This window comes from Serratia sp. Nf2, assembly GCF_003028435.1.
GTDB classification, from domain to species: domain Bacteria; phylum Pseudomonadota; class Gammaproteobacteria; order Enterobacterales; family Enterobacteriaceae; genus Serratia; species Serratia marcescens_L.
Genome location: NZ_PYTW01000010.1, coordinates 151125 through 176191 on the forward strand (window position 1 = coordinate 151125; position 25067 = coordinate 176191).

Sequence of the window (25067 nt, forward strand, 5' to 3'; positions counted from 1 at the left end):
GATTAGCGGCCTGAATACCGGAGCCTGGGCCGATTACGCCGATATGGCCAAATCAGCCTACAACATGGCCGATGCCATGCTGGATGCCGAACTGCTGACGAACTGCGTGGAGATCAAGTTGCAACAGGAACCGGCGTTTCATTACATCCGCACCCACGGTGGCCGCCATTTCTGCTATGAGGCCATCAGCGCCGATGCGATTGATATCGACGACATCGCGCAAGCGTTGTCGAACATCTGCCGCTTTGCCGGTCATTTGGATGATTTCTACAGCGTGGCGCAGCATTCCGTTCTGGTCAGTCGCCTGGTGCCGCCGGAATTGGCGCTGGAGGCTCTGCTGCACGATGCCTCAGAAGCCTACTGCCAGGATATCCCGGCACCGCTAAAGGCTCTGCTGCCGGACTACCGCGACATAGAGTCATCGGTTGATAACGCCATCCGCTCTTTGTTTGGGCTGCCGATGGGGCATAGCCCCGAGGTTAAGCGCGCGGATCTGGTCATGCTGGCGACCGAGCGGCGCGACCTGGGCATTGATGATGGCGACAAATGGGACATTTTGGACGGCATCGCGCCGACTGATGAGTTTGCCATCCATCCTCTTAACCCACGCCAGGCGCGCCAATTGTTCATTGCCCGATTTAATGAGCTGTGGCGCGTCCGGGTTGAGCAACGCCGGCAAGAGATATTCGGGGATTCAACACCATGAAAAATGTCCTGCGCAAAACTAGCGCCAAAGACTTTAACCGGCGTTTTCCGGTGGGTTCGCGGTTTCGCTACTACCCCGTTGTCGGCGTGCCTGACTGCGAAGAAGTGGTGACACGCTCGGTGGCCTGGCACCTGCAGAACGGTAAGACCGTAGTGCGGGTCGAGGGCAAGATTGGCGGTGTCTCCGTCTACCGTCTGGAGCCTCTGGAGGCCTTCCATGAAGTACCCCAAGGGCAGCGTGGTTAAGTTGCCGCCCCGGCCAGGCCGGGGCGTTGTTCTCAACGTGTTCCCCATGCCGGATGAGCGATTTCGTTACGGCGTGCAGTGGGACAGCGGCCCTTACCAGGTCTACGACGAGAAAGAGATCCAGTGGGCGACGGTTGACCGCCCCAAAGTGTACGGGAGTTTGATATGACACCTAACGCGAAAGGCCTCATCGGGGCCATCAAGGCCGGCCAGGCGTTTCTGGGGATGGATGACGACACCTATCGTCAGATGATTGCCAGGGTTACCGACGGTAAAACCTCCTGCCGGCAGTGCTCGTTGGACGAGCTGCAGCGCGTCCGCGAGTACCTTCATCAGCAGGGGTTCCCCCGCAAAACCGCCCGGCACGGACGCCGGCCGAAGGTTGCCCGCTCACGCGAAGCCATCCTGGCCAAGATTGAGGCGCTGCTGGCCGAGGCCAAGCGCCCCTGGAACTACGCCGAGGGGCTGGCGGCGCACATGTACCAGCAGCATGTGCTGGAGTGGCTGACCGTCGAGCAGCTGTCTGCGGTGATGAAGGCGCTGATCATCGACGCCAAACGCCGCAAAAACAGGAGTAAGCCATCATGAAATTTAACGAGATCAAGCCCGATTTAAGCCAGGTTGAAGCGCTGTTGCCGTCGGTGGTCATTGAGCTGATCTCACTGATTGGCTACGCCAAGACCGAGGAAATGATAAGCCATCTGGGCGGCATCACCTTCAAGGTCGGCAAGTCCGTGCGTAAAAAGGGCAACCGGCGCGGCGAGCTGCTGGTCGAACTCTTGGGAAAGGAGACGGCACAGGTGATTGAAAAACACTTTGGCAGCGAACCGCTGTACATTCCGCGCTGTGACAGCGCGTTGCGCGAGTGGCGTAACCGCCGTTTCATCGACGAGCACAACGCTCTGGTGGCGGCCGGTGAAAGCTCCCGCTTTGCGCGCATCACGCTTTGCCCCAAATACGGCGTGACCGACCGCTGGGCGCAAAAGCTGCTGGCTGAGCGACAGGTATCGTCACAGCAATTAGATCTGTTATAGTAAATTTGCCTGATATCAAAGGGTGACGAACACCGTCCCCGCTTTGAAAAACTCCGTTTTAATCATACTGGCACCATCTTTCACCGGATGGTGCTTTTTTATGATTACCCCCGAACAGTTACGCCGTGCCGCCAGGTTAACCCCCGCCAATGTGTCACGCTGGCACGCGCCTATCACGTCAGCGATGGCTGAGTTTGGCATCGATACCCCCAAACGCCAGGCGGCGTTTCTGGCGCAGGTTGGCCATGAGAGCAACAGTTTCACCTCGCTGTCCGAAAGCCTCTACTACACCGACGCCCGCCGCATTGCGACCATCTTTCGCACTGGCTTTGATCTCGATGGCGACGGTGTGGTTGACCCGGACGAAATCGAGTTTGCACGCGGCTACGTTCGCCGCCCGGAGAAGCTGGCCAACCGTGCCTATGCCAACCGGGGCGGCAATGGCCCGGAGTCATCCGGGGACGGCTGGCGCTATCGTGGCCGTGGGCTGATTCAAACCACCTTCAAGAACAATTACCGCGCCGCCGGCAATGCCCTGGAGCTTGATCTGCTCGGCAGTCCTGACTTGCTGCTGCAGCCGCTGCCGGCGGCCCGTTCTGCCGCATTCTTCTGGTGGTCGAACAATCTCAACAACTACGCCGACAGCGGTGATTTCAAGGGGCTGACGCGCCGGATCAACAGCGGGATGTTGGGGATGGATGACCGCCTGGCCCGTCTGAAAGATGCCGAGGCCGCCTTATGTCCGCGCTGATAAGCACGCTGTTGCGCCGCCTGGGCGAACTCATCACCAATCCGGCCACGGGCCGCTTGTCCACCTCGGACACCATGGTGCTGGGCGCGTTCCTGGTGGCGTCGTTCGTGATTGTCTGGGTTACGGTGACCGGTCACTTGGAAGAGTGGCACCTGGCCGCCTACCTGGGCGCGTTCGTTTTCCAGTCTCAGGCGTCGAAATTCGTCGCCATCAAGCGAGACAAGGCCAAACTGGAGGTGGGCGATGCCGTTAACCCTCAGACTGGTGCTTAGCCACCTGCAAACCCATTTTCTCTCCTATCTGCTGGCGCTCGGCGTCGGCGTTGGTGCGTATTACCTGGGGCAATCTGCCGGCCGCGCTCAACTGCAGGGCGATCTGACGAAAGCCAACAAAACCATCGGCCAGTTGGCTGCGGACAAGTCTGAGCTGAATGAAACGCTGCGCCAGCAGGCCGAGCAGCACGCCCTGGCCATGGCTAAAGCGCTGCGCGAGCTGCAGGCGGCGCAGCAGCTCGGCGACAAACTTTCACGCGAGCTGCAGCAGAGCCAATCTCACCTGCAGGCAACGAAGGACAAACTCAAGAAGGCGATCGACGATGCGGTTAAAAACGATGTGGGTTTTACCGGCATTGGCCCTCGCGGGCTGTGCCTCTACAACGCCGCCCTCGGCTATGCCGATTGTGGTCAACAGTTGCCCAACACCGCCGGCGGCCTTGCTGGCCATTCCGCCGAAGCCCCCGGCAGCGCAGGCGGACTCTCCGCCGGTGGTCTCATCCGGCACAGCGCCGATTATGGCGCCTGGTGTCAGTCCTTAGAGGCTCAGTTGCAGCAACTTAATCAATGGTACGCCGGGAGGGAGCAATGACCCTTGAAATGGCGTTTAACATCGCAATGGGCCTGTTGATGGGCCTGTTCGGTGGTCTTTTTAAACATCTGTTTGCCGAGCTGAAAGACCTGCGTAATGGCCTCCAGGCCATCCGCACGGAATACCAGCGCCGGGACGATGCACAGCGAAACAATGACCAGTTACTGGACTTGTTGAAGGATGTAAAACGCAGCGTCGAGCACATCGACCAGAAACTAGACCGCAAAGCGGATAAAAGGAGCTAATTATGGGCCGACGCGCATCGCGCTACCGCCGGGGGCCGGCAACGTCTGCCGAAATGGCGTTGCTGTCTGAAATCAATCAGCGCCTGGCGCGAATGGAGAGCAGCCTGGATGACGTCAAGTCCTCGGCCATTCGCCAGGGCGCTATCGCCGGTGCGATAACCGGCAGCGTCAGCGGCGGCCTCGTGTACACCACGATTATGTTGATCAAGGCAAAACTGGGGGTTGGCTGATGGCATACCCGCCAGAGACTCGCGACCGGTTACGCCGGGCCTATGTATTCGACGGCCTCTCACTGGAGGTGGCGGCCGTACAGTGCGGTGTCTCTTACGGGACGGCGCAACGCTGGAAGAATGACAGCAAAGCCGCCGGCGACGATTGGGAGACGCTGCGCGGCGCGCGTATGCTCGCCGGCGGTGGCCTGGAGGAACTGACCCTGGCCATGTTCACCGGCCTGGTGGTGCAGTTCAAAACCACCATGGACAAGCTGGCCTATGACGATGTGGACATTAAGCCTGAAGACCGCGTGAAGCTGCTGGCCAGCCTGTCGGATGCGTTCAACAAGGCCGTCGCCAGCAGCAAGCGGGCCATGCCGGAAGTGTCCCGCCTGGCCATCGCGCTGGAAGTGATCCAACTGCTGGCCGCGTACATCAAAGACAATCACCCCCAGCAGTTGCAGCCGTTCGGCGACCTGCTGGAGGGGTTCGGCAAAGAGATAGAGAGGATTTATGGCTAGGATGATCCGCCTGGCAAGCGACCATTACGTTGCTTACAACGTCATTAGCGATATGCATGTAGACAGTAATCGCCAGGTCAAAGTGCTGTTAAGTGACGGTCGCATAGCCCTGGCTGAACAGGGGCATAGCCAGACAGCGTGGGCGCGTCTGGCGCAGTTGGTTGACGAAGTTAATCTGGCTCATTGTGAGAGTCACGATGAGGATTAGTCTTCATCGTAAGGGTCATAGTCGCTAACAACATGACTGCTCATTTCCTGTCGCTCATTCAGATATTCCGATGAGCAGCGCGGGCAATGCAGGATTGAATGGAATTTATGATACCCATGAAATTGAAGAATCGATTTGATCTGCTGCTGATAGCAGTTGGCACAAAGCTGATGCACCGGCTCATCGCCCTTATCCGCCGTCTTGAGCTGATACACGAATGCTCCGGAAGACAGTTTGGTAAGCGCATAGCGGGATTTGTCCTCATTCCATTGCGTCAGCTCTATAACCTGACGTTCGAGATCGTCTTTGAGGCGCGACATCGACATGTGTTCTACCTGCAGCGCCATTAGTTTTTCTTGAACGTCGTTGAGGTAACTGTAGATTTCCGTCGCTTTTTCGTTAATGGCGACGTCGGTTTTGAGGTCAGAAGCGGCTTTAACGACGTCTTTAACTGCTTTGACAGACTCGTAAAGAGACATAAAAGACGTTAGATCCATGATTTGAGGCTCCGAGGGTAAAAAGTGATGTTGTGGCCAACGGATCTTAGCACTTATCGGAGCCTCACCCACCAGAGGTAATATGAGCCAATTAAGCGGGCGTGACTTTCTCAAAGAGCTGGCGATGCTCAAGCACGCATTGCGAGCTGATATCCAGGCGCACAGTACCGGGCTGGACACCTCGCCGGAGGCCATTAACACGCGCCGGCGCAGGGTACTGTCCGGCGACTTCACGTTTTTTGCCTACACCTATTTCCCTCATCACATCCGGGGCGAGCAATCCCTGTTCCATGCGCATTTTTGCACGCGCTTCCCGCAACTGCTCACGCGCCCCGGCGGCGCAGTCGAATGGTGGATTGCCCCGCGTGGTGAAGCCAAATCCTCGCTGCTGACCAAAATCGGCCCGGTCTGGTGCGCCGTTCAGGGGTTGCATCAGCATGACGATGTTCGCGCGTCGCTCGGTTTGACCGATGAGCGGCCGGCCTTCATCGACTACATCATCTTGCTCGGTGCGGAGACCAAACTGCCAACCAAGTTGTTGGAGGTGGTCAAAACCGAACTGACCATGAATGCGGCGCTGATGCTGGATTTCCCGGAGGTCTGCGGTCGCAGTGGACAATGGAAGATTGGCGAGTTCACCACCCGCACCGGCGTGAAGGTCGAGGCGTTCGGTGCCGAGCAGGCTATCCGTGGTACGTTCCACGGGGCCAGCCGTCCCAAATTGCTGCTGGGCGATGACCTAATCACCGATGCCGAGGCCAAATCCCCGACCGAGCGCGAAAACCGCTGGAACTGGATTTCAAAAGCGATCGAGTACCTGGGGCCGCCGGACGGTTCGGTAAAATACCTGGGTGTCGGCACTGTGCTTAATAAAGATGACCCTATCAGCCGAGCCAAGCGCACCATTGGCCATGTGGTTCACCACTTCCGCGCCATCGTGACGCTGCCCACGCACATGGATTTGTGGGAACAGTGCCAGGAGAAGATGCTCAACGACGACAAGCGCGCCGAGGAACAGGCAGCCGAGCTGGGGCTTGATCTTCCCCAGGACAAGCTGCCGTCTTACAAGTTCTACCTGGCGCACCAGGTACAGATGGATGATGGCGCGGTCACGAGCTGGCCGGCGGTGCGTACCCTCTATTGGTTGATGCGACAGCGCGCCAAGAACGGCAAGGCATTTGCCACCGAAATGCAGGGTGACCCGCGCACGGACGAAGACCGGACGTTTATCAACATCCAGTTCTTTACCCAGCGCTGGCGCGACTGGCTGATTTTCGGTGCCTGTGACCCCTCGATGGGCAAAGGCGAGACCAGCGACCCATCGGCCATCCTGGTGGGCGGCTGGGACAAGCAGCGCAGCCGGCTGCACGTGATGGAAGCGGAGATCAAGCGGCGCGTACCGTCCAAACTGGAAGCCGATCTCATCGCAATGCAGCGTCAGTTCAAGTGCCTGGCCATCGGCTTTGAGAACAACAACGCCTACGAGCATTCGCGATCGACCTTCATCAAGAACGCTCTGCGTGAAGGGGTCGCGCTGCCGCTGGTTGGCGTGACGGCCAAAGTGCCGCTGGAAGTGCGCGTCGAAGGGCTGGAGCCGTACATCAACGACCAGCTCAACCCCTCTATTTTGTTCAATCCAGGTCTGACGCTGTTGCTGTCGGAGCTGGAAACCTGGCCAGAGCCGCAGACCGGTCATCACTATGACGGGCTGTCGGCACTGCAGTTACTTTGGATGATTGCTGTCAGCCGTGGTGCGGGTTCGTTCGCCTGGGAGCCGATACCGCGCCGCGAGGCGTCCCGGTACAGCGGCGATCATTTTCTTGATGATGACGACGAGCCGGACTACGGCGGTCGCGGTTTATGGTGATAAAAATGGTTCAAATTGTCGATATCAACGGGAAACCGATCCGCCGCGAGGTGCTGCGCGAGCCGCAATCCTCACATGTGGCTGCACTGGCCGGCCTGTATGCCGAGCACCCCAGCCAGCGGTTGACGCCCCAACGCCTGGAGCAAATTCTCAACGAGGCCGAGCTGGGCAACCTGCAGGCCCAGGCCGACCTGTTCACCGATATGGAAGAACGGGACGCCCATTTGTTTGCCGAGATGCAAAAGCGCAAGCGTGCGCTGCTGACCATTCCGCACGAAATCACGCCGCCTCCTAATGCCACACCGGCAGAGCAAGCAGATGCGGCTTGGCTGGCGGAGTACATCACCGAGCAAGACGGCTGGGAGGATTTGATCATCGATATGCTCGACGCCATCGGCCAGGGGTTCAGCAATATCGAGATCGAATGGCAACAGCTCGGCCGCGAGTGGTTCCCGAAGGCGTTTAACCACCGGCCGGCGTCCTGGTTCGAACTGGCACGGGAGAATCAGGATCAGCTGCTGCTGCGAACCGATGACGGCATGGGCGCGCCGCTGCAGCCGTTCGGCTGGATACAGCACCGCCACAAGTCGCGCAGCGGCTATGTTGCGCGTGCGGGGCTGCTGCGTACCCTGTCCTGGCCGTATGTGTGCCGCAACTTCGGCACTCAGAGCCTGGCGGAGCTGCTGGAAATTTACGGTATCCCGCTGCGTATTGGTAAATACCCGGAGGGCATCGGCAAGAAAGAGAAAAACGAGCTGATGCGCGCCGTCACCGAGCTGGGGCGCTATGCCGGCGGCATCATTCCCAAGGAGATGGAAATCACCCTGCATCAGGCGTCGAACAGCTCGCATGAGCCGTTTATGGCGTTGGCTGATTGGGCGGAAAAGTCCATGTCCAAGGCCATTCTGGGCGGTACGCTGACCACGCAGGCCGACGGCAAGACCTCCACCAATGCCCTGGGCGTGATCCACAACGAAGTGCGTCACGACCTGCTTTCCTCTGACAGCAGTCAGTTAGCCATGACGCTGCGCAGCGACCTGTTCTGGCCGCTGCTGGTGCTCAACCGCCGGGCAAACGCCGACCCGCGCCGCACGCCGCGCATCAAGTTCAAGGTGCCTGAACCCCAGGCACCCGAACCTGTCGGGGCAAGTCGCACCGTGCAGGTTAATTTGGGCGCGCCGGCAGCGCCGACGCCGGCACGCAGTTATAATTCCCAGGTCATTGCCGCGTTAGTGGCCGCGTTGACCCGCAAACCCGGTGCGGATGACACGCAAACCGGGATTGATGAGGCATTAACGGCACTGTTAAGTGGCAATAAACCCGCTGAGGGTCTGATTGCCATGTTGCAGCCGGCTATCGCTGCGTTGTCCGGGGAACTGGACGAACAAAGCCTGCTGGGTGCGCTGGCTGATGCGTTCCCTCAGCTCGATCCGACTTTACTGCAGGCTAACCTCGGTGATACGCAGACCATCGCGCGCCTGATTGGCCTGTATGCCCAGCAGGAGGGGCAGTAATGCCAATATCAAAGGCAGAAATCAGCGCGCTGTTCGGCATGAAGCCGGAAGCCGCGTTGCGTTACCTCGAAAAAAAGGGATTGCGCATCCGTACTGATGCCGACGCGATGCAGGCGGTGGATCATGCGCACGCATTCGGCTTTGCCAATCTGGCGCGCCTGGATATTGCACAGGATTTGGTGAACGGGTTGCGCGAAGGCCTGGCCGCCGGCCAGACGCCGGAGTGGTTCGTCAAAAATCTGGAGCCGGTACTGCGCAAAAAGGGTTGGTGGGGCAGCGAGGAACATATCGACACCGATACCGGCGAAATCACCACTCGCCAGCTCGGCAATCCGGCCCGGCTCAATACTATCTACCGCACCAACACCCAGGCAGCCTATATGTCGGCGCGCCATGAATCTATGCTGGCCAACGCCGAATACCGCCCCTATTGGCGGTATGTGGCGGTGATGGATGCGAAGACCCGCCCCAGCCATGCCCGGCTGCATAACCGCGTCTTCCATTACCTCGATCCGATTTGGCAGTACATCTTCCCGCCGAACGGCTTTAACTGCCGCTGCCGCGTTGAAGCGCTGACCGAGAGAGAGGTGAAAGAAGACGGTTATGTTATTTCGCGCACCGACAGCGAAGTTGTTCAGCAGGTGATGACCGGCGAAGACGAGAACGGGCGTCCAACCTTCACCCCGGTGAATGGCGTGCGGTTCAGTGGCCCGGATGGCCAGGCGGTGACTTTCTTCCCGGACGTGGGTTTTGATATCAACCCCGGCAAAGAGGTATGGAAAGCCAACCTGGACAAGTACGATGTGGAGCTGTCGCGCCCCTATGTCAGCGCGGGATTGGCTGGCCCTGAGTTGACTCACATGCTTAGCGATGTAACCCAGGGCAACCGCACCGGCGAGATACTGGCTGCCGGTGTGCTGGATGCCGGCGAGATGGCGACGCTGGGCACCGCCGGCCGTACCGCCTGGCTGGCAGAGCACCAGCTTGCCGCCCAGGTTAGTGCCGGCTCGTTGCCGACTCAGCAGCAATGGGCCGGCGTTCAGACGGTTATCGAGTCATCCACCGTCGCGGTGCGTGCCAACGAGCTGCTGCACCTGTTCCGCCAGCTCGATGAGGGGCAATGGTGGCTGGCGACGCTGGACGCGGGCCTGGTGGTCAACACCTTTGCGCCTGTGCAGGCGTCAACCCTCGATGCCACAATCCGCCGAGGCACGGTCTTGAAGGATGCACGCTGATGGCCAATATCAAAGTCACCGTCGATGACAAAGCGGTAAGCCAACGTCTGCAGCAGCTGCTGCAGGTGGTCGAGAAGCCCCGGCCCCTGATGCTGCAGGTTGCCGAAACCCTGCACCAGCAAAGCATGAAGATGTTCGAGCAGCAGGGTTTTCCCGCCAACAGCTGGCCCTCACTCAAGCCCAGCACCATCCGCTCGCGTTCCCGCGCCGGCCACTGGCCAGGGAAAATCCTGCAGGTGACCGGCCGCCTGGCGGCATCTGTCACGCCGGCATCCGGTGACGATTTCGCGCAGATTGGCTCTAACCTGGTGTACGCCGCCATTCAGCACCTCGGCGGCACCATCAAGCGCCAGGGCCAGGTGCGGCTTCGCACCGACCGCCAGGGAAACCTGATGAAGCGCGGCAACCTGGCGACGTTTGCCAGGCGTAGCCATAAGCAAGCCGTCGCGCGCGCCGTCAATTACAGCATCGTGATCCGTCCGCGTCCGTTCCTGCCGGTGACGGATAATCAGCAGCTCAACAAGCCGGCCTTTGAGGCGGTGATGGGCGTGCTGAATGATGCCTTTATGAAGTCCCGCTAAAAACGCCTCAGCGGCTTTTTGCGGGACGTTCACTGATTGAGGTGCAACGGCTCGCAAAAAATTCCCTAACAGCGCCAGAAGGTTTTTAAAAGGGGTCTAAAAAGGGTTGCATTGGTGTATGATGCCTAGACCGCTTTTCCCCTTCAAAAACAGTGTGACGAACCCCGTCCCCTGAATCCGTTTTTCCCATCCCGTTACATTGGCAGCATGAAACGAAACGTTGCTGTCGCATCCCTGGCCTTTGAGCTGAACCTGACCGGAAACACGATCCAGTTGTTCCCGGCCGGCGAGTTCCGCGCAAATGATGGCCGCCCCGCAGAATGTGCCAACTGGGTACTCAACGAGAGCCTGGCGCGCCAGGTCATCGAGCACCTGTCGTCACGCCAAAACAAAATCGTCATCGACTACGAACACCAGACCCTGCGGACTGAAAGCAACGGTCAACCGGCACCCGCTGCCGGTTGGTGGAAAGGCACCGATACCGTCTGGACGGATGCCGGCATGTTCGCCCAGAACGTCGAATGGACGGAAGCCGCCCGCAAAATGATTGCCGGCGGTGAATATCGCTATATCAGTCCCGTCTTTGCCTACGACAAGAAAACCGGTGCGGTGCTGCAGGTGTTGAATGCAGCGCTCACCAATAACCCCGCCCTGGACGGCATGAATCAAGTTGTCCTGGCGGCCGCCTCTCGTCTCATCGTGCAGGCATCAACTCAACCCTCCCCGGAGAAGACCATGAACGAAGAGCTGTTAAAGCTGCTGCGCAAGCTGCTTGGCCTTGCCGATGATGCAACCGAGGCCGATATCCTGGCCGCGCTGCAGCAGGCGGCCGGCGATATGCCGAAAGAAAATGAAGGTGATGCGGCTGCCGCGAGCCTCAGTAAGTTGCTGGAAATGTTTACCGCCCTGACGGCGTCGGTGAAAGGCAAGGACGACAAAATCGCCGCGCTGACGGTCGCCGCCACCGCCAACAAAGGCACCACTGTTGATCCGACCAAGTATGTGCCGATCGCAGTGGTCACCGACCTGACGACCCAGTTAGCCGCGCTGACCGCGCGCGTTGATGGTGGCGACCTGGACGGTCTGATCACCGAGGCGCTGTCCTCCGGGAAGCTGCTGCCGACCATGGAAGAATGGGCGCGCGAGATGGGCAAGAAAGACATTGCAGCTCTGCGCAGCTACATCAAGGCGGCTGCGCCGATCGCGGCGCTGACCACTCAGCAATCCGGTGGTAAAAAGCCTGCCGGCGAAACTCACGGGTTAACCGCAACTGAGCTTGAAGTTGCTGCGTTGACTGGCCTCACCCCGGCTGAATACGCCGCCGCCAAGAAGGAAATGCAATAATGGCTATCGTCACTCCTGCGCTGGTGAAATCGCTTTTTGTCAGCTTTAACAAGGCATTCCAGGACGGCTTAAAGGTCGCCGATTCTGACTACACCAAAATCGCCACGGTCATCAAATCGACCACGGCAACCAACATTTACGCCTGGTTGGGTCAATTCCCGCAGATGCGTGAATGGGTCGGCGCTCGCATCATCAAGGATATGAAAACCGACGGCTACGGCATCACCAACAAGTTGTATGAAAATACGGTCGGTGTGCCGCGCACGGCGATTGAAGATGACAGCGTCGGTGTCTATCTGCCCGTGATGACCGAAGCCGGTCGGGCTGCGGGCGTTTACCCGGATGAGCATATTTTTGCGTTGCTCAAGGCCGGTGAGACCTCGCTGTGCTACGACGGACAAAACTTCTTTGATACCGAACACCCCGTAGCGGCGAACGTGGACGGCACCGGCGCGATCACTCCGGTCAGCAACCTGTTGAAACCGGCAGGCACTGACCCGGCCAGCCCGGCCCCGTGGTATCTGATGTGTACCAATCGTGCGTTGAAGCCGCTGATTTTCCAGGAACGCATCAAGCCCGATCTCAAGGCTAAAACCAGTGACGACACCAGCGATCATGTCTTCATGAACGATGAGTTCCTGTATGGCGTGCGTGCGCGGTCGGCGGTGGGCTTCGGTTTCTGGCAGTTCTGCGTCAAGTCCACCAAGCCGTTGACGGCGGAGAACTACCAGGAGGCCTACACGCTGCTGCGCAATATGGTGGCTGATGGCGGTCGTCCGCTGAACATCAAAGGCGATCTGCTCGTTGTTCCGCCGACCCTGGCGGAAGCGGCGCGCAAGATTGTTGGCGTGGCCACCATCAACGGCGGCGAAGACAACCCGAACTACAAGCTGTCCGACATCCTGGACACCGCCTGGCTGATTTAAGCCGATCGTCACTCACTGATAGCGCTACGCCCTACGGGGCGTAGCGGGAGAATGTTGTTATGGCTACCCCAACCAAAAAGAAAGCGGAAGAAAAATACGTCAAGGACGATAAAAAAAAGCCAGGTGACGGCACCGAGAACGGCGCGGGTTCCACTGCAGGTGACGGCACCGAGAACGGCGCAGGCTCCGCTGCAGGTGACGGCACCGAGAACGGCGCAGGCTCCGCTGCAGGTGACGGCATTGAGAACGGCGCGGGTTCCGCTGCAGGTGCTGGCACCGAAAACGGCGCAGGTTCTGCTGCAGGTGACGGTACCGAGAACGGCGCAGGTTCCGCTGCCGGCGACAACACCGAAAACGGCGCAGGTTCTGCGGCAGGCGACGGCACCGATGCGAAACCCCATTGGTTCACCGTCCAGGTGGTGCGCTCACCGAGCGGGCGGCGCTTCCGTGCCGGTGTTGAGTTCACCTCCGAGCCAAAACCGTACGATTTCTCGCTGTTTAGCACTGAGCAGCTCAAAGCACTGGCTGCAGATCCTTATTTGCGCATCAAGCAGATTGCGCCGGCTGAGGAGTAATCATGGGGTACTGCACGCAGGCTGACCTGGTGGACGACTTCGGCGAGCAGGAAATCATCCGCATCTCCGACCGCGCCCGGCCGGCAACGGGGCAAATTGACCCGGCTGTGGTGGAGAAGGCGATTGCGGATGCGGACGCCGAAATCAACATGTACCTGGAGGGGCGCGGCCTGCTGCCGCTCCCCAGCGTGCCGGACACGCTGCGGCGTATCGCCAGCGATATCACCCGCTATTACCTGTATCAGAACCCCAGGGACGATTCACCGGTGAGCACACGTTACAACCAGCGCATACGCCAGCTCGAAAAAGTGGCGTCAGGCCGGTTATCGCTCGGGCTGGACAAGGCCGGCGAGGTGCTGGAGCCAGATGACAGCGTGGTGTTTGTGCCAGGGCGCAACATGTTCCGGAGGGATGGCCTGTGGTAACCGACTATCTCTTTTGCGAGCCGCTGCTGATTGGCCAGCTGCGTGATGCCGTACCGGAGTTTGTCGAAGTGACCGGCGTCGCCGGGCTGTCTCAGATGAACGATGACAACCCGGTATGCCCGATGGCGTATGTGATGTACCTGGGCGATACCGTCAACACCTCGACCGCCGCCACCGGTGGCAGCCAGCGCCGGCTGCAGTTCGTGACGCAGCTCTGGGCCGTGGTGGTCTGCGTGTATTTCGCCGACGGTCGCGGCCTCGGCGCAGATATCAGCAGCGAAGCCGGCCCGCTGATGTTGAAAACCGTCGAGGCCTTGGCCGGGTGGTCACCGCTCGAAGGGGTTACCCGGCCGCTGGCCAGGAGCAATCAGAGCCTGCCGGCACAGTACGAGTCCGGCTATGGCTATTACCCCCTGGTGTTTCAGGTGGACGTTCCCGCCGCGATTGGAGGCTATCGATGACCAGGCGAATTGTACTGACCGGCCCGCACACCCATCAGGGCGTGGCGCTTGCTGCCGGCGCTGAGATTGAAGTGGACGACGCAACGGCGCAGTGGCTGATTGAGCACGCCGGCGCGAAAAAAGCGGTCGTGAACCGCAAAACCAAAACCGAGACCGGCTCCGCCGACTCACTGACCGAGGAACAGGAACAATGACCCCAGAAACTTACTACTACGGCCAGGGCAAGGTGTTCCTCGGCCGTCGCAATGCGCAGGGCCAGGCGGTATCGCTGCGCTGGATTGGCGACGTGGGCGAGCTGCAGATTGCGCTCACCACGGACTCTTTCACCCACAAAGAGTCCTATACGGGCCAGCGTGCGCCCGTGCGCCGCATCAGCACCGGCAAGGATGGCACGGTCACCGCCACCTGGTATGAGCATTCGCCGGATAACCTGGCCATTCTGCTGTACGGCGAGAAAGTGGCCGTCCCGGCCGGCACCATCACCGGCGAAGCGCTGCAGGCAGGGATTCTGGCCGGCGACCGCGTCACGCTGAATCATCAGAACGTCAGCGCCGTGACGATTGCCGATCTGGTCGAGGGGACGGATTACAAGCTCGACGCCAAGTTTGGCGCGCTGGATTTCCTGACCACGCCGGCGACGCAGCCGCTTAGCGTCAACTATACGCACGCCAGCAGCGTTAACACTTCGGTATTCACCCAAACGCCCGATGAATTGTTCCTGCGTTACGAGGGGATCAACCTGGCAGAGAACGGCGCGGCCGTCGTCGTTGAGCTGTACCGCGTGCAATACGACCCGGCGTCGGCGTTGAGCCTCATCAATACCGATACCTCGTTGCCTGGGCTGGAAACCACCGCGACCGTCCTGTTGGACACTGAACGGCCGGATGACGCCCAGTTTGGCCGCTATGGGCGCGTGATCCACGTCGGGAGTGTGTGATGACGGATGAGCTGAACATCCTGATGCCAGACCGGACGCTGACCATCTGTGGCGTCCAGGTCACGGTGCATGAGTACACCCTGGCCGAGCAGCTGCAGCACCGTCAACCGCTCAAGGCAATCAGCGAAGGGTTCATGGATGCGATGAACGCCAAGCCGGATGCCGAGGTGTCGATTGATGAGTTGTACGACGTCCTCGGGGCGAACTGGGATGCGGTGCTGCAGGCGGTAGCGGTCTCCTGTGGCCGCAGCGTCGAATGGGTCGCCGGTCTGACCGGTGACGATAGCGAAAGCCTGCTGCTGATCTGGTGGGGCGTCAACGCAGCTTTTTTTACCCGCAACGCCATTCGCCCGGCGCTCACCAGGCTGGTGCAGCAGCTGCAAAACCCGCCCCCTGGGGAGAGGTCTTCAGCTGCCTCATCGACCACGGCCACCGATTCGGCGAACTCAGACACTACACCGCCCGCCAGTTGAAGCTGTTCCATGAGCAGGCACTCAAGCGCGAGTTGACGGAGCGAATGCACCACACCCTTGACGGCAGCGCCAGTTTCGCGGGGGGAAAGACGTTAAAGGGGTATATCGACAAGTTCAAACAGGCTTTAAAACGGCGTTAATTTCCCTCCTTCCACCCCGCTGACCGGCGGGGTTTTACTCATACCGACGGTGATCAAGCATGGCAAGCGGAAACGGCAACCTGGAATTGCGCCTGCGTATTCAGGCGGATTTAAAAAGCGCCCAGGCCTCCCTCAAGCAACTGCAGTCCTCCCTGGACAGCGCCAGCCAAAGCGGCACCCGGTTGGGCAGTGCCGGCGGCTCGGCAGCGTCCGGTCTCGATCGTGTCGGTTGTGCTGCCGACAGCGCCAACCGAAAGCTCGATAAAACCGCCGCTAACGTTGATGGCCTGAGCAACCAGTTGACCCGGCTCAAGCCGCTGGCGGCGGCCATCGGTATTGCGCTTGGCGGCGGTCTGATAGCCAACCTGGCCAGCACTTCCGACGAGTACACCAACCTGGCGGCGCGCATTCGTTTGGTTTCTACGTCCAACGAACAAGCCGGCATGACCTTTAAATCAGTCATCGGCCTGGCAAATGAAACCGGTCAACGCATCGCCTCGACCGCCGAACTGTATACCCGCATGGCCCGATCGCTTAAAGGCAGCGCGACCCAGACCGAACTGCTGCAGGTGACCAGCACCATCAACAAAGCGGCGATCGTCTCCGGTGCGACAGCCGAAGAGTCCACGAACGCCATCATCCAGCTTAGCCAGGGGTTGGCATCCGGCACGTTACGCGGGGAAGAATTCAACTCGGTGTCGGAACAGATGCCGCGCATAATGGAGATGCTGGAGAAATCCCTGGGCAAAACCCGTGGCGAACTGCGCGCGATGGCCGATCAAGGGATGCTCACCACACAGGTGGTCTTCAAGGCGCTGAAAGACGGTGCCGGCGACGTTGACCGCGAATTTGCGCAGATGCCGCTGACCATCGGCCGCGCCGCCACGGAAATGGCCAACGCCTGGGTCGAGTTCGTCGGCGGCACCAACGATGCGCTGGGCGCATCCAAAGCGATTGCGGCCGTCATTTCCGGTCTGGCCAGCAACATGTCCACGTTGACCACTGCCGCCATTGCCCTGGCGGTGGTGATGGGCGGCCGTAAGGTCGCCGCGCTGGTTGCAGCGACCACGGCCGCGCGTGCCGACCGCATCGAGACGCTGCAGCTTGCCGAGGCGGAATATGCCGAAGCCAAAGCCGCCGTGGCTGCTGCGCAGGCGCAGGCCGCCCGCGCCAAAGTCTCCGGCATCACCGCACCTGGCGCACGCGCCAAAGCGGAAGACCTGGTGACTGCGTCACTGGTTCGCCAGACCGCTGCAGAGAAAGCGCTGGGCGTCGCCCGCGCCTCTGCATCGACCTTTGGTCGCCTGGGGACAGGATTGATGGGGCTGCTGGGTGGCCCGATGGGGCTGGCAATCACAGGCGTGACGCTGGCTGTCGGCGGCCTGAGCGCGGCCTATGCGGCCAACCAGGAGCATGAAGCCGCGCTGGCGCAGCAGCACCAGCAGACCATCCAGACCCTGGAAGACCAGCGCCAGAAAACCGAGGCGCTGATAAACGCCCAGGGCCGCCTGAAAGATTCGGTCAGCACGGGCGATGCGCTGACGCAGCAACGCACCAACGCCGATGTGCTTACCCAGGACAGCAAGAAACTCAGCGACCTGCAGAGCCAGGCGGCATCGCTTAAACAGCAGATTGACGGCCTGCTGAGCAGCCCGGCCCCGAGCGGGATCGGCATCGTTTACCTGACTGACAAACTGGCCGAGGTGCAAAAGCAAATCGATGCGCTGACGCCGAAGTTCGACAACCTCAGCGACGTGCAAGACAAGCTGTCCGATGAGCTGGAAAACCGCCTGGCGCGCGCGATGGATGCGCCGACCGCAAGCGGCAAGACGCTGCGTGATGTGTTGACCGATCTGCAGAACGCCGGCCCCATTCGCTGGATGGATGAGGCCGTGGCGCAGATGGCGCAAAGCGAGGCGTCCTTTACCGCGCTGAGCGCCGAAGCCGACAAGCTGCGGCCGAAGCTGGAGAAAGAGCTGGCCGATGCGACCTACACGGCCGCCCAGCAGTTGGAGCAGCTGCGTGACAAAACCATTGCTGCGGCGCTGGCGGCCGGCAAGGCGCCGGAAGATATCGACAAACTGCGTGAAAGTCTGGAAAAGCTGATCAACCTGCAGAAGCAAACCGACCAGGCCAAGGAGAACAAGAAGAACTCAGATGCGGCTGCGCGTTCGGCCAAGTCGGCCGCCTCGGCCAATGAGACCTACGTCAAGGGGCTGGAGAAACAGGCCTTTGCCGTCGGCAAGACCAAATCGCAGGTCGCGGCTTACGAGCTGGCGGAAAAAGGCCTGTCCGGGGCGCTGAAATCGCGGGCCGAAGCGGCGCTGGCGGTTATCGCAGCCGGCGAGCAGAAAGAGAAATCGGACGCCAACGCCACCAAGAACGCCCAGCTGCAGGCGCAATATCTGAAAGCCACCGGCGACGTGCTCGGAGGCGGCCTGGCGGAAGTGCGGGCCAACATCGCCGAGATGCGCAAGGAGTTCACCCAGACCGGCAACACCGAGGGGCTGGCCTGGCTGGACAAATTGCTGCCGGTGCAGGAAGCCAAGGTGCGCGCCGACGCGCTCAAAAAGAGCCTGGACGACCTGCAAACCTACCGCAGCCAGAAAGAAAGCAGCATCCAGGCGCAGGTGCAAGCGGGCCTCATCTCAGAACTGCAGGGCCGCCGGCAACTGGTCGCATTGCATCAGGAAGTCGGCAGCAAAATCACCGAGAGCTTGCCGCAGCTGCGCGAAATGGCGGCCTTGCCTGGCGAAGCCGGCGAGCAGATGCGCGACCTGCTGGTCAACCTGGAGAACGAGCTGATAACGCTAAAATCCACCACGGACGACCTGACGGCCGCGTTTAAAGACGGGCTGCAGGATGGCATGGAGAGCACGCTCAACGGGCTGGCAGATGGCACGCTAAACCTCAGTGATGCGGTGTTAAACCTGGCTAAATCGGTCGCCAATGCCATGGCGCAAGTCGCATCACGCAACCTGGCCGGCATGGCGATGGAAGGCCTCGGCAGCGTGACCGACAGCCTCAAGGGGCTGCTGGGTCTCGGAGCCAGTACGGCCGGCAGTGCCGCCGGCACCGCTGTTAACGCGGCCACGGATACCGCGACCGATGCCGCCGGTGCGACCACCTACGCGACGGCCATCACCACCGCCTCCACGGCGGGAGCCACCGCAATGGGCACATCAATCACTGCAGGCAGTACAGCGTTGACGGGCGGTTTCACCACGGCGCTGACAACCGGCATCACGGCACTCACCACGGCGTTGACGACGGCATTCACGACCGGTGCGGCCACACTGGCCTCGGCCATTGCGTCTGCCAGCGCCGCCGGCAGCGCGTCCTCCGGTCTGGGTGCGGCTGCCAGCGTGGCGGCCGCGACCGGTGGCCAGATCACCGGCCCCGGCACCGGCACCTCCGACAGCATCGCGGCTCGCTTGTCAAACGGCGAGTTTGTCATGAAAACCGCCGCTGTCCAGCGTTATGGCGTGGACTTCATGCACGCGGTTAACCAGGGCCGCCTCGGTGCGTTCGCCGATGGCGGGCTGGTCTCCGACCCCGGTTTTAGCCGCGCGGCCGGGGTGAATCAATCCGTTAACCCTGATGCACCGGGTGCGCAAGGTGCCGGCGGCGGTACGACCAACCTGCAGCAGTATCTGGTGCTCGATCCAAACGAGATGCTGGACAGGGCCGTCAAAAGTGCGCCAGGTAACCGCGTCATGATGACCTGGGTCAAGGCCAATACCGCGACGCTCAAGCAGTTGCTGGGGGGGAAATAATGGCCGTTCGTCTCCCATGGTTGATGGAGCCTGATTGGGCCGAGGGTGTCAGTGAAACCCTGTCCTGGAAAACGGACGTCCTGACCTCCCCGTCCGGGGCAGAACAGCGCATTGCCCGACGTCTGTCGCCGCGCCGGCTGTATGAGTTTACCGTGCTTGCCGGCAATGCCGACGCCCGCGCGTTGGAGACCCAGCTTTTTCATGCCGGCGGCGTCACCTGGGATATGCCGGTGTTTCCTGACGTTGCGGTTTTGTCGGCCCCAATCGCGGCCGGCAGCCAGGTTATCGCGGTGCCAGCGGCCGGCCGTGATTTTGTCGTGGGCGATAACCTGCTGCTTAAAGAGGGTTTCGGGATGTTGGCCAAACAGACCGTCGCGCAGATCCAGAGCATCGATGCAGGCAGCGTCACCGTCACGGCCCCGTTAGGCGCGTGGCCAGCCGGCACATGGGTTTATCCGCTACGGCCGGCCGTCTTTACCGATACGCCGGCAATCACCCGTCACAGTGACAGCCTGATGCGTCTGCAGCTGCGCTTTCGCCTGGCGGCACATAACCCGTTTGCTCCGGCGATGAATGCCGCTATCTATCGCGGGCATCCCGTGCTCGAACAAGATGCCGATTGGGTTGACGACCTGACGGCCGAGTATCAGCGACAGCTCCTGGAGCTGGACAACGAGGTGGGCATTCCCTACCGCACCGATACTGCCGGCCGGGCCTTTATCATGCAACAGCATGTGTGGTCTGAAATCGGTCGCCAGGCCCAGGCCAGGCTGCGCGGCCAGCTCTATTACCTGCGCGGTCGCCAGCGTGCGATTTGGGTCGCCAGCCAGGCGCAGGACTTCATCCCTGTGCGGACTGTCGGCAATGCGCTGGTTGTGGCGGTTGCCGGCTTTAGTGAGTTTGGTGTGGTGCCTGGCCGGCGTGATCTGCGTCTGCAGTTGGTCGATGGCACCCGCGTTTACCGCCGTATCCTCACCGCCACGCGCCTGAGTGATTACGAACTGCTGGCGCTGGACGGTGACGTTCCGCCGGCGGATTCCATCAGCCAGGTGTCATTGATGGCGCTTTGCCGCCAGAACACTGACGACATCACTTGGGAACACACGACCGATGCGGACGGGTTTGCCCAGGTATCAACCACATTCCGAGGGCTACGCGATGAGCTGGAGTGATTTTGAGTATTCCACCGCCAACGGCCAGCCGGTCACGCTCTATGAGTTCGTGCGGGGCGATACGCAGTTTTTCCGCTACACCAACGCCGATCAAGATATCACCGCCGCCGGTGCCGTATGGCAGCAGCAGGCGATCAGTGATGGCGGTCTGAGCGTAGGTGCCGGCGACAGCATGGACATTACGCTGCCTACGACCAACCCGGTGGCCATGCTCTTTCGCGGCCTGCCACCGTCCCAGCCGGTGCGCGTTCGCATTCATCGCTGGCACGTCGGCGACAGCCAGGGCGAGTTCCGCACCGTCTGGATCGGCTCCATTACAGAGGTCAAGCGCGAGGCAATAGACCGCACCCGGCTTGTCACCGCCAGTCTGGCCAGCACCTTTACCCGCAGCGGCCTGCGCCTGACCTGGGGGCGCGCCTGTCCGTATTCGCTGTATGACCACAATTGCAAGGTATCGCCGGCGGCGTTTGGCGTCGGCGGCCTGGTTATCAGCGCACTCGATGGCGTGAGTATCACCGTCAATCTGCCGGCTGGTTCTCCCGACGGCTGGTTTTCCGGCGGCTATCTGGAATGGCTGGCGGATGGCGTGACAGAACGGCGTGGGCTGCGCGCGCAGAGTGGCAACGTGCTGGGCCTGTTCGGCGGCTCGGCCGGGCTAAGCGTTGGCCAGGTGGTGGCGGTTTTTCCGGGATGCGATCGCACCATCACGACCTGTAACGACAAGTTTAACAACGTCCTGAACTACGGCGGACAACCCCATATGCCGGGCAAGTCGCCGTATCAGATTATCAAACTGTTTTGAGGAAACGCGTATGTGGTGGGCTGTTGCGAAATTCGTTGCGGTGATTGTGGCGTCCTATGTGCTGAATACGGCGTTGGCTCCGCGTCAGAAGAACAACACGCCGGAAGCGGCGACGGAAGATGACTGGAACCTGCCTCAGCCGACCGAAGGCACGCCGCAATGCATCTTCTTTGGCGATTGCTGGAGCGAGGACTGGTTTGTTCTTGCCTATGGCAATTACCGCTATGAAGCCATTAAGAAATAAGGGGAACGCCATGTTGATCACGATGGAAGATATTCGCGCCGGCGGCGGTTGTGCGCCTGGTCTGCGCGCCTTCTTTGCCCGCTATGGGCTAGACCTTAAAGCCTTCATTCGCGATGGCGGTATCGATGCCGAGCTGCTGGCCGGCACCGGGGATGCGCTGGCTATCAAGATTGTGCGCCTGGCGCAATCCAAAGCTGAGCCGGAGGCCAACTGATGGGCGGCGGTGGCAAGGGGTCGAAGAAAGTCACGGTGGGCTACAGATATTCCTGGGATATCCAGGCCGGGGTTGGCCGTGGCCCGGTCAATGAGATTGTGGCCATCAGCGCCGATAAGAAAACGGTGTTTGCCGGCACGCCCGGCCAGGTTTCCGGCAACACGTCGCTGTACATCGACAAGCCGAACCTGTTCGGGGGTGAAGACACCGGCGGTGAAGGTGGTATCCAGGGAACACTCGAGGTGATGATGGGCGGCCCTGATCAGGTGCCGTCTCCCTCATTATTGACGTTGCTCACGGGGTTAGTGCCGGGTTTTCGGGGGCTGGTCACCACCTTCTTTAGCGGGTTAGTCAGCTGCTACAGCGCCTCACCTAAGCCGTGGTCTTACCGCGTTCGCCGCACCACGCAAGGCTGGGATGGGCCGGTGTGGTATCCGGAGAAGGCGCTTATTCTGCTGCAGAACACCGAGGGGCAGCTTGATGACGAGGCCGACCTGACCGCTGAACAGATTGCCAACCTGCGTGCGATCCATGCCATGAACCCGGCGCACATCCTGGTTGAGTGCGCGCTCAATCGTGACTGGGGGCGCGGGCTGGTGCTGGGTGACCTGGATATTGACAGCTACCGCATCGCGGCAGACCGGCTCTATGACGAAGGGTTTGGCCTTTGTTTTCGTTACAACCGCCAGGACGACCTCAACACGTTTGTGCAGCAAGTCCTGGATCATATCGGCGCAGCCCAATACGGTGACCTGAGCACGGGCAAACTGACGCTCAAGCTGCTGCGTGATGACTACGACCCCAATACCTTGCCGCTGTTTACCTACGACAACGGCATCGTGGGCGTACAGGACGACGACAGCACCAGCGCCGATGCGGCCCCGAATGAAATTGTGGTGACGTACCGCGACCCGGTGACCAACAGCGAAGGCGAAGTGCGCGCGCAGAACCTGGGGGCGATCCAGAACGTGGGGTTGATATCAGAGAGCGTCGAATACAAAGCCGTGCCGACCCATGCGCTGGGCGCGAGGTTGGCGCAACGTGACCTCGAGACCCGCGCGGCCGGGTTGACCCGACTAATTATCAATTTCGACCGACGCGGCGGCGTGCTGACGCCGGCCGGCGTTTTTCGCATCAGCTTGCCAGAGCGCAACATCGGCAACATGGTGATGCGTGTTGGCAAGATTGAAGAACAGGACACCGGTGAGTTGAAGGTGACGGCCATTCAGGATGTGTTCGGGATGCCGAGCACGTCGTACAGCAGCGGCGAGCAAGGCAGCACCTGGTCACCGCCAGACAAGACGGCACGTCCCGTTACTGATAGCCAGCTCCTTGAACTGCCCTATATCGTCCTGGCTGCCACCGTCGGGCCGGCGGAGCTGGCGGCCATTCCCCCGGAGGCAGGTTACCTGGGCGTGATGGCCAGTGCGCCCAGCAGCGCCTCCATCAACTACCTGCTGCAGACGCGCGCCGACGGCGTGAACTGGCGCGGTAATCTTAACGGCGATTGGACGCCGGCCGTCACGCTCACACAGCCTGCAGGTCGCTTTGATACCACCTTTAAGGCGTCATTAACCACGCTGCCGGCAGTGGGTGCCGGGGCGATTATCGGTGATGAGATTGTTCGTATCGATGCCGCCGATCTGGCGACCGGGACGTTGACCGTTGGGCGTGGCTGTGCCGATACGTTGCCGGCTGGCCATCTGGCCGGCGCGCGGCTGCGTTTCTTCCAGGATGCGATTGAAAGTGATGGGTTGGAATATCTGGAGGGAGAAACAATAGACGTTCGTTTGTTGACGCGAACGGCACAAGAAACACTCGCTGCCGGCGCTGCACCTGTTAACCATTTGACGCTACAGGCTCGCCAGGCAAAACCCTATTTGCCGGCAAATATTCGTTTAAATGACGAACCTTATCCCCTCGTTGCAGAACCGGCAGCGGAATATATTTTAACCTGGTCTCACCGTGACAGGCAATTACAAGCTGACCGGTTAATTGATTATCTTGATAGCAGTATTGGCCCAGAGTCGGGGGTGGTTTATGTAATTACACTCGTTCGCCCTGATACCGGGGATATTGTTTGGACGACAAATACCGTTGAAGCAACATTGACGCTGCCGTATTCGTCCGCGACCTCCCCATTAAATCGGGTTCACACGGTCAGTATAGAAGCCAGGCGCGGCGATATTGCATCGCTGAGCAATTGGATCATCACATTACCAACAGGCCACTATGTTGAACCAACTCCGGAGCCGGAGCCGCAACCGGAAGAACCTGCGGCATAAGGCGGTAACCAATGAGTGATTTTTATTACGGTCAAGGGAAACTTTACCTGGCTCGCCGGAATACGGCGGGCCAGGCTTTATCGTGGCGATGGGTCGGTGATGTTTCAGCGCTGGATTTAGAGCTGGAGTTTGACGAGAAAAAAACCAAAGGCTCGGCCGGCGGCCAGCTTGTTACAATGCAGCGTTATATTTCAGCTATCAGTGGAAAAGTTACGTCAATCTGGCATGAGTATGCACCTGACAACTTGAACATATTATTGTCAGGTAGCCATACCTCACGCACTCCCAACCTGTTTGCGCAAGATATATTGCCGGCAGGGATTGTGGCTGGCGATCGCATCAGCCTGAGTAATCAACAAGTCTGGGGTGTGAGAATCAACGGGATGACCGAAGGCACACATTATAGTGTCGATAAACTGTGGGGAGTTATTGTCTGGCTCACCACACCGGTGAATCAGCCAGTGATTGTCGATTATGAACATTTAGGCAACGAAACGCTGCCCATTCTCACGCACCAGGGTGAAGAATTTGCGTTGCGTTATGAGGGAATAAACCTTGCTGAAAATAACAGCCCCGTTTTAGTCGAGATATATCGTGTGAAATTTGACCCCGTATCAAAAATGGCGTTATTGAACAAGGACTCTGACCTGAGTGGATTGGAAACCAGCGCCGATATTCTTTATGACTTTTCGAAAGGTGAAGACCCGTTATTAGGCCGTTTAGGCCGTATCGTGATGTTTAAACGGTTAAGCGGGATAACTCACAACGGGGCCATTACTCATAATGGCGCATATACACATAGAGGTTAAAATC

31 protein-coding genes are annotated in these 25067 nt (G+C 60.0%); 30 read left to right on the forward strand and 1 reads right to left on the reverse strand.

What is annotated here, in order from left to right; genetic code table 11:
- The first annotated feature begins 76 nt into the window (after positions 1-76).
- From C9411_RS20860 to C9411_RS20910, 11 genes are all read left to right on the forward strand, one after another.
- A complete protein-coding gene (locus tag C9411_RS20860) occupies positions 77-706 on the forward strand; it encodes an HD family hydrolase (protein WP_369919483.1) in 630 nt (209 codons plus the stop codon).
- Positions 703-951: a hypothetical protein gene (locus tag C9411_RS20865; RefSeq protein ID WP_060417735.1), complete on the forward strand. Its 249-nt coding sequence runs from the start codon at positions 703-705 to the stop codon at positions 949-951. Before C9411_RS20860 ends, C9411_RS20865 begins: the two co-directional genes overlap by 4 nt.
- A 46-nt stretch (positions 952-997) precedes the next feature.
- A complete protein-coding gene (locus C9411_RS26145; RefSeq protein WP_255171232.1) occupies positions 998-1120 on the forward strand; it encodes a hypothetical protein in 123 nt (40 codons plus the stop codon).
- Positions 1117-1539, forward strand: a complete 423-nt coding sequence (locus tag C9411_RS20875; protein WP_040175216.1) for a gp16 family protein — start codon at positions 1117-1119, stop codon at positions 1537-1539. The genes C9411_RS26145 and C9411_RS20875 overlap by 4 nt, the downstream gene beginning before the upstream one ends.
- Positions 1536-1985 (forward strand): Mor transcription activator family protein, encoded by a 450-nt coding sequence (locus tag C9411_RS20880; protein WP_107227841.1) that lies wholly within the window; start codon positions 1536-1538, stop codon positions 1983-1985. Before C9411_RS20875 ends, C9411_RS20880 begins: the two co-directional genes overlap by 4 nt.
- 100 nt (positions 1986-2085) lie before the next feature.
- A complete protein-coding gene (locus C9411_RS20885) occupies positions 2086-2736 on the forward strand; it encodes a glycoside hydrolase family 19 protein (protein ID WP_107227842.1) in 651 nt (216 codons plus the stop codon).
- Entirely contained in the window at positions 2724-3008 is a 285-nt protein-coding gene (locus C9411_RS20890) for a hypothetical protein (protein ID WP_107227843.1), read from the forward strand. Before C9411_RS20885 ends, C9411_RS20890 begins: the two co-directional genes overlap by 13 nt.
- Positions 2980-3600: a hypothetical protein gene (locus tag C9411_RS20895; protein WP_146158892.1), complete on the forward strand. Its 621-nt coding sequence runs from the start codon at positions 2980-2982 to the stop codon at positions 3598-3600. Before C9411_RS20890 ends, C9411_RS20895 begins: the two co-directional genes overlap by 29 nt.
- Positions 3597-3845: a hypothetical protein gene (locus tag C9411_RS20900; RefSeq protein ID WP_040175207.1), complete on the forward strand. Its 249-nt coding sequence runs from the start codon at positions 3597-3599 to the stop codon at positions 3843-3845. The genes C9411_RS20895 and C9411_RS20900 overlap by 4 nt, the downstream gene beginning before the upstream one ends.
- 2 nt (positions 3846-3847) lie before the next feature.
- Entirely contained in the window at positions 3848-4075 is a 228-nt protein-coding gene (locus C9411_RS20905; protein ID WP_040175205.1) for a hypothetical protein, read from the forward strand.
- The gene (locus C9411_RS20910) at positions 4075-4578 is read left to right on the forward strand and encodes a DUF1804 family protein (RefSeq protein ID WP_040175202.1); all 504 of its coding nucleotides are present in this window, start codon (positions 4075-4077) and stop codon (positions 4576-4578) included. Before C9411_RS20905 ends, C9411_RS20910 begins: the two co-directional genes overlap by 1 nt.
- A gap of 204 nt (positions 4579-4782) precedes the next feature.
- Here the strand turns inward: C9411_RS20910 and C9411_RS20920 are convergent, their stop codons facing one another.
- Positions 4783-5283 carry a hypothetical protein gene (locus C9411_RS20920; protein WP_060435863.1) on the reverse strand — a complete coding sequence of 167 codons (501 nt, stop codon included), beginning with the start codon at positions 5281-5283 and terminating at the stop codon, positions 4783-4785.
- An 82-nt stretch (positions 5284-5365) separates the two neighbouring features.
- Here C9411_RS20920 and C9411_RS20925 point away from each other — a divergent pair, with 82 nt between their 5' ends.
- The 19 genes from C9411_RS20925 (at position 5366) to C9411_RS21015 (ending at position 25063) form a co-directional block, all read left to right on the forward strand.
- Positions 5366-7150: a hypothetical protein gene (locus C9411_RS20925; RefSeq protein WP_107227846.1), complete on the forward strand. Its 1785-nt coding sequence runs from the start codon at positions 5366-5368 to the stop codon at positions 7148-7150.
- 5 nt (positions 7151-7155) lie between these two features.
- Positions 7156-8664 carry a DUF935 domain-containing protein gene (locus C9411_RS20930; protein WP_158263887.1) on the forward strand — a complete coding sequence of 503 codons (1509 nt, stop codon included), beginning with the start codon at positions 7156-7158 and terminating at the stop codon, positions 8662-8664.
- Positions 8664-9899: a phage minor head protein gene (locus C9411_RS20935; protein WP_107227848.1), complete on the forward strand. Its 1236-nt coding sequence runs from the start codon at positions 8664-8666 to the stop codon at positions 9897-9899. Before C9411_RS20930 ends, C9411_RS20935 begins: the two co-directional genes overlap by 1 nt.
- The gene (locus tag C9411_RS20940; protein WP_158263888.1) at positions 9899-10480 is read left to right on the forward strand and encodes a phage virion morphogenesis protein; all 582 of its coding nucleotides are present in this window, start codon (positions 9899-9901) and stop codon (positions 10478-10480) included. The genes C9411_RS20935 and C9411_RS20940 overlap by 1 nt, the downstream gene beginning before the upstream one ends.
- 207 nt (positions 10481-10687) lie before the next feature.
- On the forward strand, positions 10688-11824 hold the full coding sequence (locus C9411_RS20945; RefSeq protein WP_107227849.1) for a phage protease: 1137 nt from the start codon (positions 10688-10690) through the stop codon (positions 11822-11824).
- Positions 11824-12750: a Mu-like prophage major head subunit gpT family protein gene (locus tag C9411_RS20950; protein WP_107227850.1), complete on the forward strand. Its 927-nt coding sequence runs from the start codon at positions 11824-11826 to the stop codon at positions 12748-12750. Before C9411_RS20945 ends, C9411_RS20950 begins: the two co-directional genes overlap by 1 nt.
- Positions 12751-12809: 59 nt before the next feature.
- The gene (locus C9411_RS20955) at positions 12810-13325 is read left to right on the forward strand and encodes a hypothetical protein (protein WP_107227851.1); all 516 of its coding nucleotides are present in this window, start codon (positions 12810-12812) and stop codon (positions 13323-13325) included.
- A 2-nt stretch (positions 13326-13327) separates the two neighbouring features.
- The gene (locus tag C9411_RS20960) at positions 13328-13750 is read left to right on the forward strand and encodes a gp436 family protein (protein ID WP_107227852.1); all 423 of its coding nucleotides are present in this window, start codon (positions 13328-13330) and stop codon (positions 13748-13750) included.
- Positions 13744-14211, forward strand: coding sequence for a hypothetical protein (locus tag C9411_RS20965; protein ID WP_107227853.1), 468 nt, complete (start codon positions 13744-13746; stop codon positions 14209-14211). Before C9411_RS20960 ends, C9411_RS20965 begins: the two co-directional genes overlap by 7 nt.
- Positions 14208-14405 (forward strand): hypothetical protein, encoded by a 198-nt coding sequence (locus C9411_RS20970; protein WP_107227854.1) that lies wholly within the window; start codon positions 14208-14210, stop codon positions 14403-14405. Before C9411_RS20965 ends, C9411_RS20970 begins: the two co-directional genes overlap by 4 nt.
- Positions 14402-15148: a hypothetical protein gene (locus C9411_RS20975; protein WP_107227855.1), complete on the forward strand. Its 747-nt coding sequence runs from the start codon at positions 14402-14404 to the stop codon at positions 15146-15148. The genes C9411_RS20970 and C9411_RS20975 overlap by 4 nt, the downstream gene beginning before the upstream one ends.
- Positions 15148-15621: a DUF6631 family protein gene (locus C9411_RS25760; RefSeq protein ID WP_158263889.1), complete on the forward strand. Its 474-nt coding sequence runs from the start codon at positions 15148-15150 to the stop codon at positions 15619-15621. The genes C9411_RS20975 and C9411_RS25760 overlap by 1 nt, the downstream gene beginning before the upstream one ends.
- A 199-nt stretch (positions 15622-15820) precedes the next feature.
- The gene (locus C9411_RS20985; protein ID WP_107227856.1) at positions 15821-19537 is read left to right on the forward strand and encodes a tape measure protein; all 3717 of its coding nucleotides are present in this window, start codon (positions 15821-15823) and stop codon (positions 19535-19537) included.
- Positions 19537-20709, forward strand: coding sequence for a phage tail protein (locus C9411_RS20990; RefSeq protein WP_146158893.1), 1173 nt, complete (start codon positions 19537-19539; stop codon positions 20707-20709). Before C9411_RS20985 ends, C9411_RS20990 begins: the two co-directional genes overlap by 1 nt.
- Positions 20696-21511, forward strand: coding sequence for a phage BR0599 family protein (locus tag C9411_RS20995; protein ID WP_094859835.1), 816 nt, complete (start codon positions 20696-20698; stop codon positions 21509-21511). Before C9411_RS20990 ends, C9411_RS20995 begins: the two co-directional genes overlap by 14 nt.
- Positions 21512-21521: 10 nt before the next feature.
- Entirely contained in the window at positions 21522-21755 is a 234-nt protein-coding gene (locus C9411_RS21000) for a hypothetical protein (RefSeq protein WP_094859834.1), read from the forward strand.
- A 10-nt stretch (positions 21756-21765) separates the two neighbouring features.
- Positions 21766-21969: a hypothetical protein gene (locus C9411_RS21005; protein WP_060435846.1), complete on the forward strand. Its 204-nt coding sequence runs from the start codon at positions 21766-21768 to the stop codon at positions 21967-21969.
- Entirely contained in the window at positions 21969-24254 is a 2286-nt protein-coding gene (locus C9411_RS21010) for a hypothetical protein (protein ID WP_107227858.1), read from the forward strand. The genes C9411_RS21005 and C9411_RS21010 overlap by 1 nt, the downstream gene beginning before the upstream one ends.
- 11 nt (positions 24255-24265) lie before the next feature.
- On the forward strand, positions 24266-25063 hold the full coding sequence (locus tag C9411_RS21015) for a hypothetical protein (protein WP_107227859.1): 798 nt from the start codon (positions 24266-24268) through the stop codon (positions 25061-25063).
- Positions 25064-25067 lie beyond the last annotated feature (4 nt).

Coding starts and splice junctions, on each gene's coding strand:
- C9411_RS20875 (WP_040175216.1), top strand. CDS start 1,117: ATGACACCTAACGCGAAAGGCCTCATCGGGGCCATCAAGGCCGGCCAG.
- C9411_RS20895 (WP_146158892.1), top strand. CDS start 2,980: ATGCCGTTAACCCTCAGACTGGTGCTTAGCCACCTGCAAACCCATTTT.
- C9411_RS20940 (WP_158263888.1), top strand. CDS start 9,899: ATGGCCAATATCAAAGTCACCGTCGATGACAAAGCGGTAAGCCAACGT.
- C9411_RS21010 (WP_107227858.1), top strand. CDS start 21,969: ATGGGCGGCGGTGGCAAGGGGTCGAAGAAAGTCACGGTGGGCTACAGA.
- C9411_RS20970 (WP_107227854.1), top strand. CDS start 14,208: ATGACCAGGCGAATTGTACTGACCGGCCCGCACACCCATCAGGGCGTG.
- C9411_RS20960 (WP_107227852.1), top strand. CDS start 13,328: ATGGGGTACTGCACGCAGGCTGACCTGGTGGACGACTTCGGCGAGCAG.
- C9411_RS20975 (WP_107227855.1), top strand. CDS start 14,402: ATGACCCCAGAAACTTACTACTACGGCCAGGGCAAGGTGTTCCTCGGC.
- C9411_RS21000 (WP_094859834.1), top strand. CDS start 21,522: ATGTGGTGGGCTGTTGCGAAATTCGTTGCGGTGATTGTGGCGTCCTAT.
- C9411_RS21005 (WP_060435846.1), top strand. CDS start 21,766: ATGTTGATCACGATGGAAGATATTCGCGCCGGCGGCGGTTGTGCGCCT.
- C9411_RS20860 (WP_369919483.1), top strand. CDS start 77: ATGCTGGATGCCGAACTGCTGACGAACTGCGTGGAGATCAAGTTGCAA.
- C9411_RS20900 (WP_040175207.1), top strand. CDS start 3,597: ATGACCCTTGAAATGGCGTTTAACATCGCAATGGGCCTGTTGATGGGC.
- C9411_RS20865 (WP_060417735.1), top strand. CDS start 703: ATGAAAAATGTCCTGCGCAAAACTAGCGCCAAAGACTTTAACCGGCGT.
- C9411_RS20905 (WP_040175205.1), top strand. CDS start 3,848: ATGGGCCGACGCGCATCGCGCTACCGCCGGGGGCCGGCAACGTCTGCC.
- C9411_RS20955 (WP_107227851.1), top strand. CDS start 12,810: ATGGCTACCCCAACCAAAAAGAAAGCGGAAGAAAAATACGTCAAGGAC.
- C9411_RS20995 (WP_094859835.1), top strand. CDS start 20,696: ATGAGCTGGAGTGATTTTGAGTATTCCACCGCCAACGGCCAGCCGGTC.
- C9411_RS20945 (WP_107227849.1), top strand. CDS start 10,688: ATGAAACGAAACGTTGCTGTCGCATCCCTGGCCTTTGAGCTGAACCTG.
- C9411_RS20985 (WP_107227856.1), top strand. CDS start 15,821: ATGGCAAGCGGAAACGGCAACCTGGAATTGCGCCTGCGTATTCAGGCG.
- C9411_RS20890 (WP_107227843.1), top strand. CDS start 2,724: ATGTCCGCGCTGATAAGCACGCTGTTGCGCCGCCTGGGCGAACTCATC.
- C9411_RS20935 (WP_107227848.1), top strand. CDS start 8,664: ATGCCAATATCAAAGGCAGAAATCAGCGCGCTGTTCGGCATGAAGCCG.
- C9411_RS25760 (WP_158263889.1), top strand. CDS start 15,148: ATGACGGATGAGCTGAACATCCTGATGCCAGACCGGACGCTGACCATC.
- C9411_RS21015 (WP_107227859.1), top strand. CDS start 24,266: ATGAGTGATTTTTATTACGGTCAAGGGAAACTTTACCTGGCTCGCCGG.
- C9411_RS20885 (WP_107227842.1), top strand. CDS start 2,086: ATGATTACCCCCGAACAGTTACGCCGTGCCGCCAGGTTAACCCCCGCC.
- C9411_RS20990 (WP_146158893.1), top strand. CDS start 19,537: ATGGCCGTTCGTCTCCCATGGTTGATGGAGCCTGATTGGGCCGAGGGT.
- C9411_RS20880 (WP_107227841.1), top strand. CDS start 1,536: ATGAAATTTAACGAGATCAAGCCCGATTTAAGCCAGGTTGAAGCGCTG.
- C9411_RS20910 (WP_040175202.1), top strand. CDS start 4,075: ATGGCATACCCGCCAGAGACTCGCGACCGGTTACGCCGGGCCTATGTA.
- C9411_RS20950 (WP_107227850.1), top strand. CDS start 11,824: ATGGCTATCGTCACTCCTGCGCTGGTGAAATCGCTTTTTGTCAGCTTT.
- C9411_RS20920 (WP_060435863.1), bottom strand. CDS start 5,283: ATGGATCTAACGTCTTTTATGTCTCTTTACGAGTCTGTCAAAGCAGTT.
- C9411_RS26145 (WP_255171232.1), top strand. CDS start 998: ATGCCGGATGAGCGATTTCGTTACGGCGTGCAGTGGGACAGCGGCCCT.
- C9411_RS20925 (WP_107227846.1), top strand. CDS start 5,366: ATGAGCCAATTAAGCGGGCGTGACTTTCTCAAAGAGCTGGCGATGCTC.
- C9411_RS20930 (WP_158263887.1), top strand. CDS start 7,156: ATGGTTCAAATTGTCGATATCAACGGGAAACCGATCCGCCGCGAGGTG.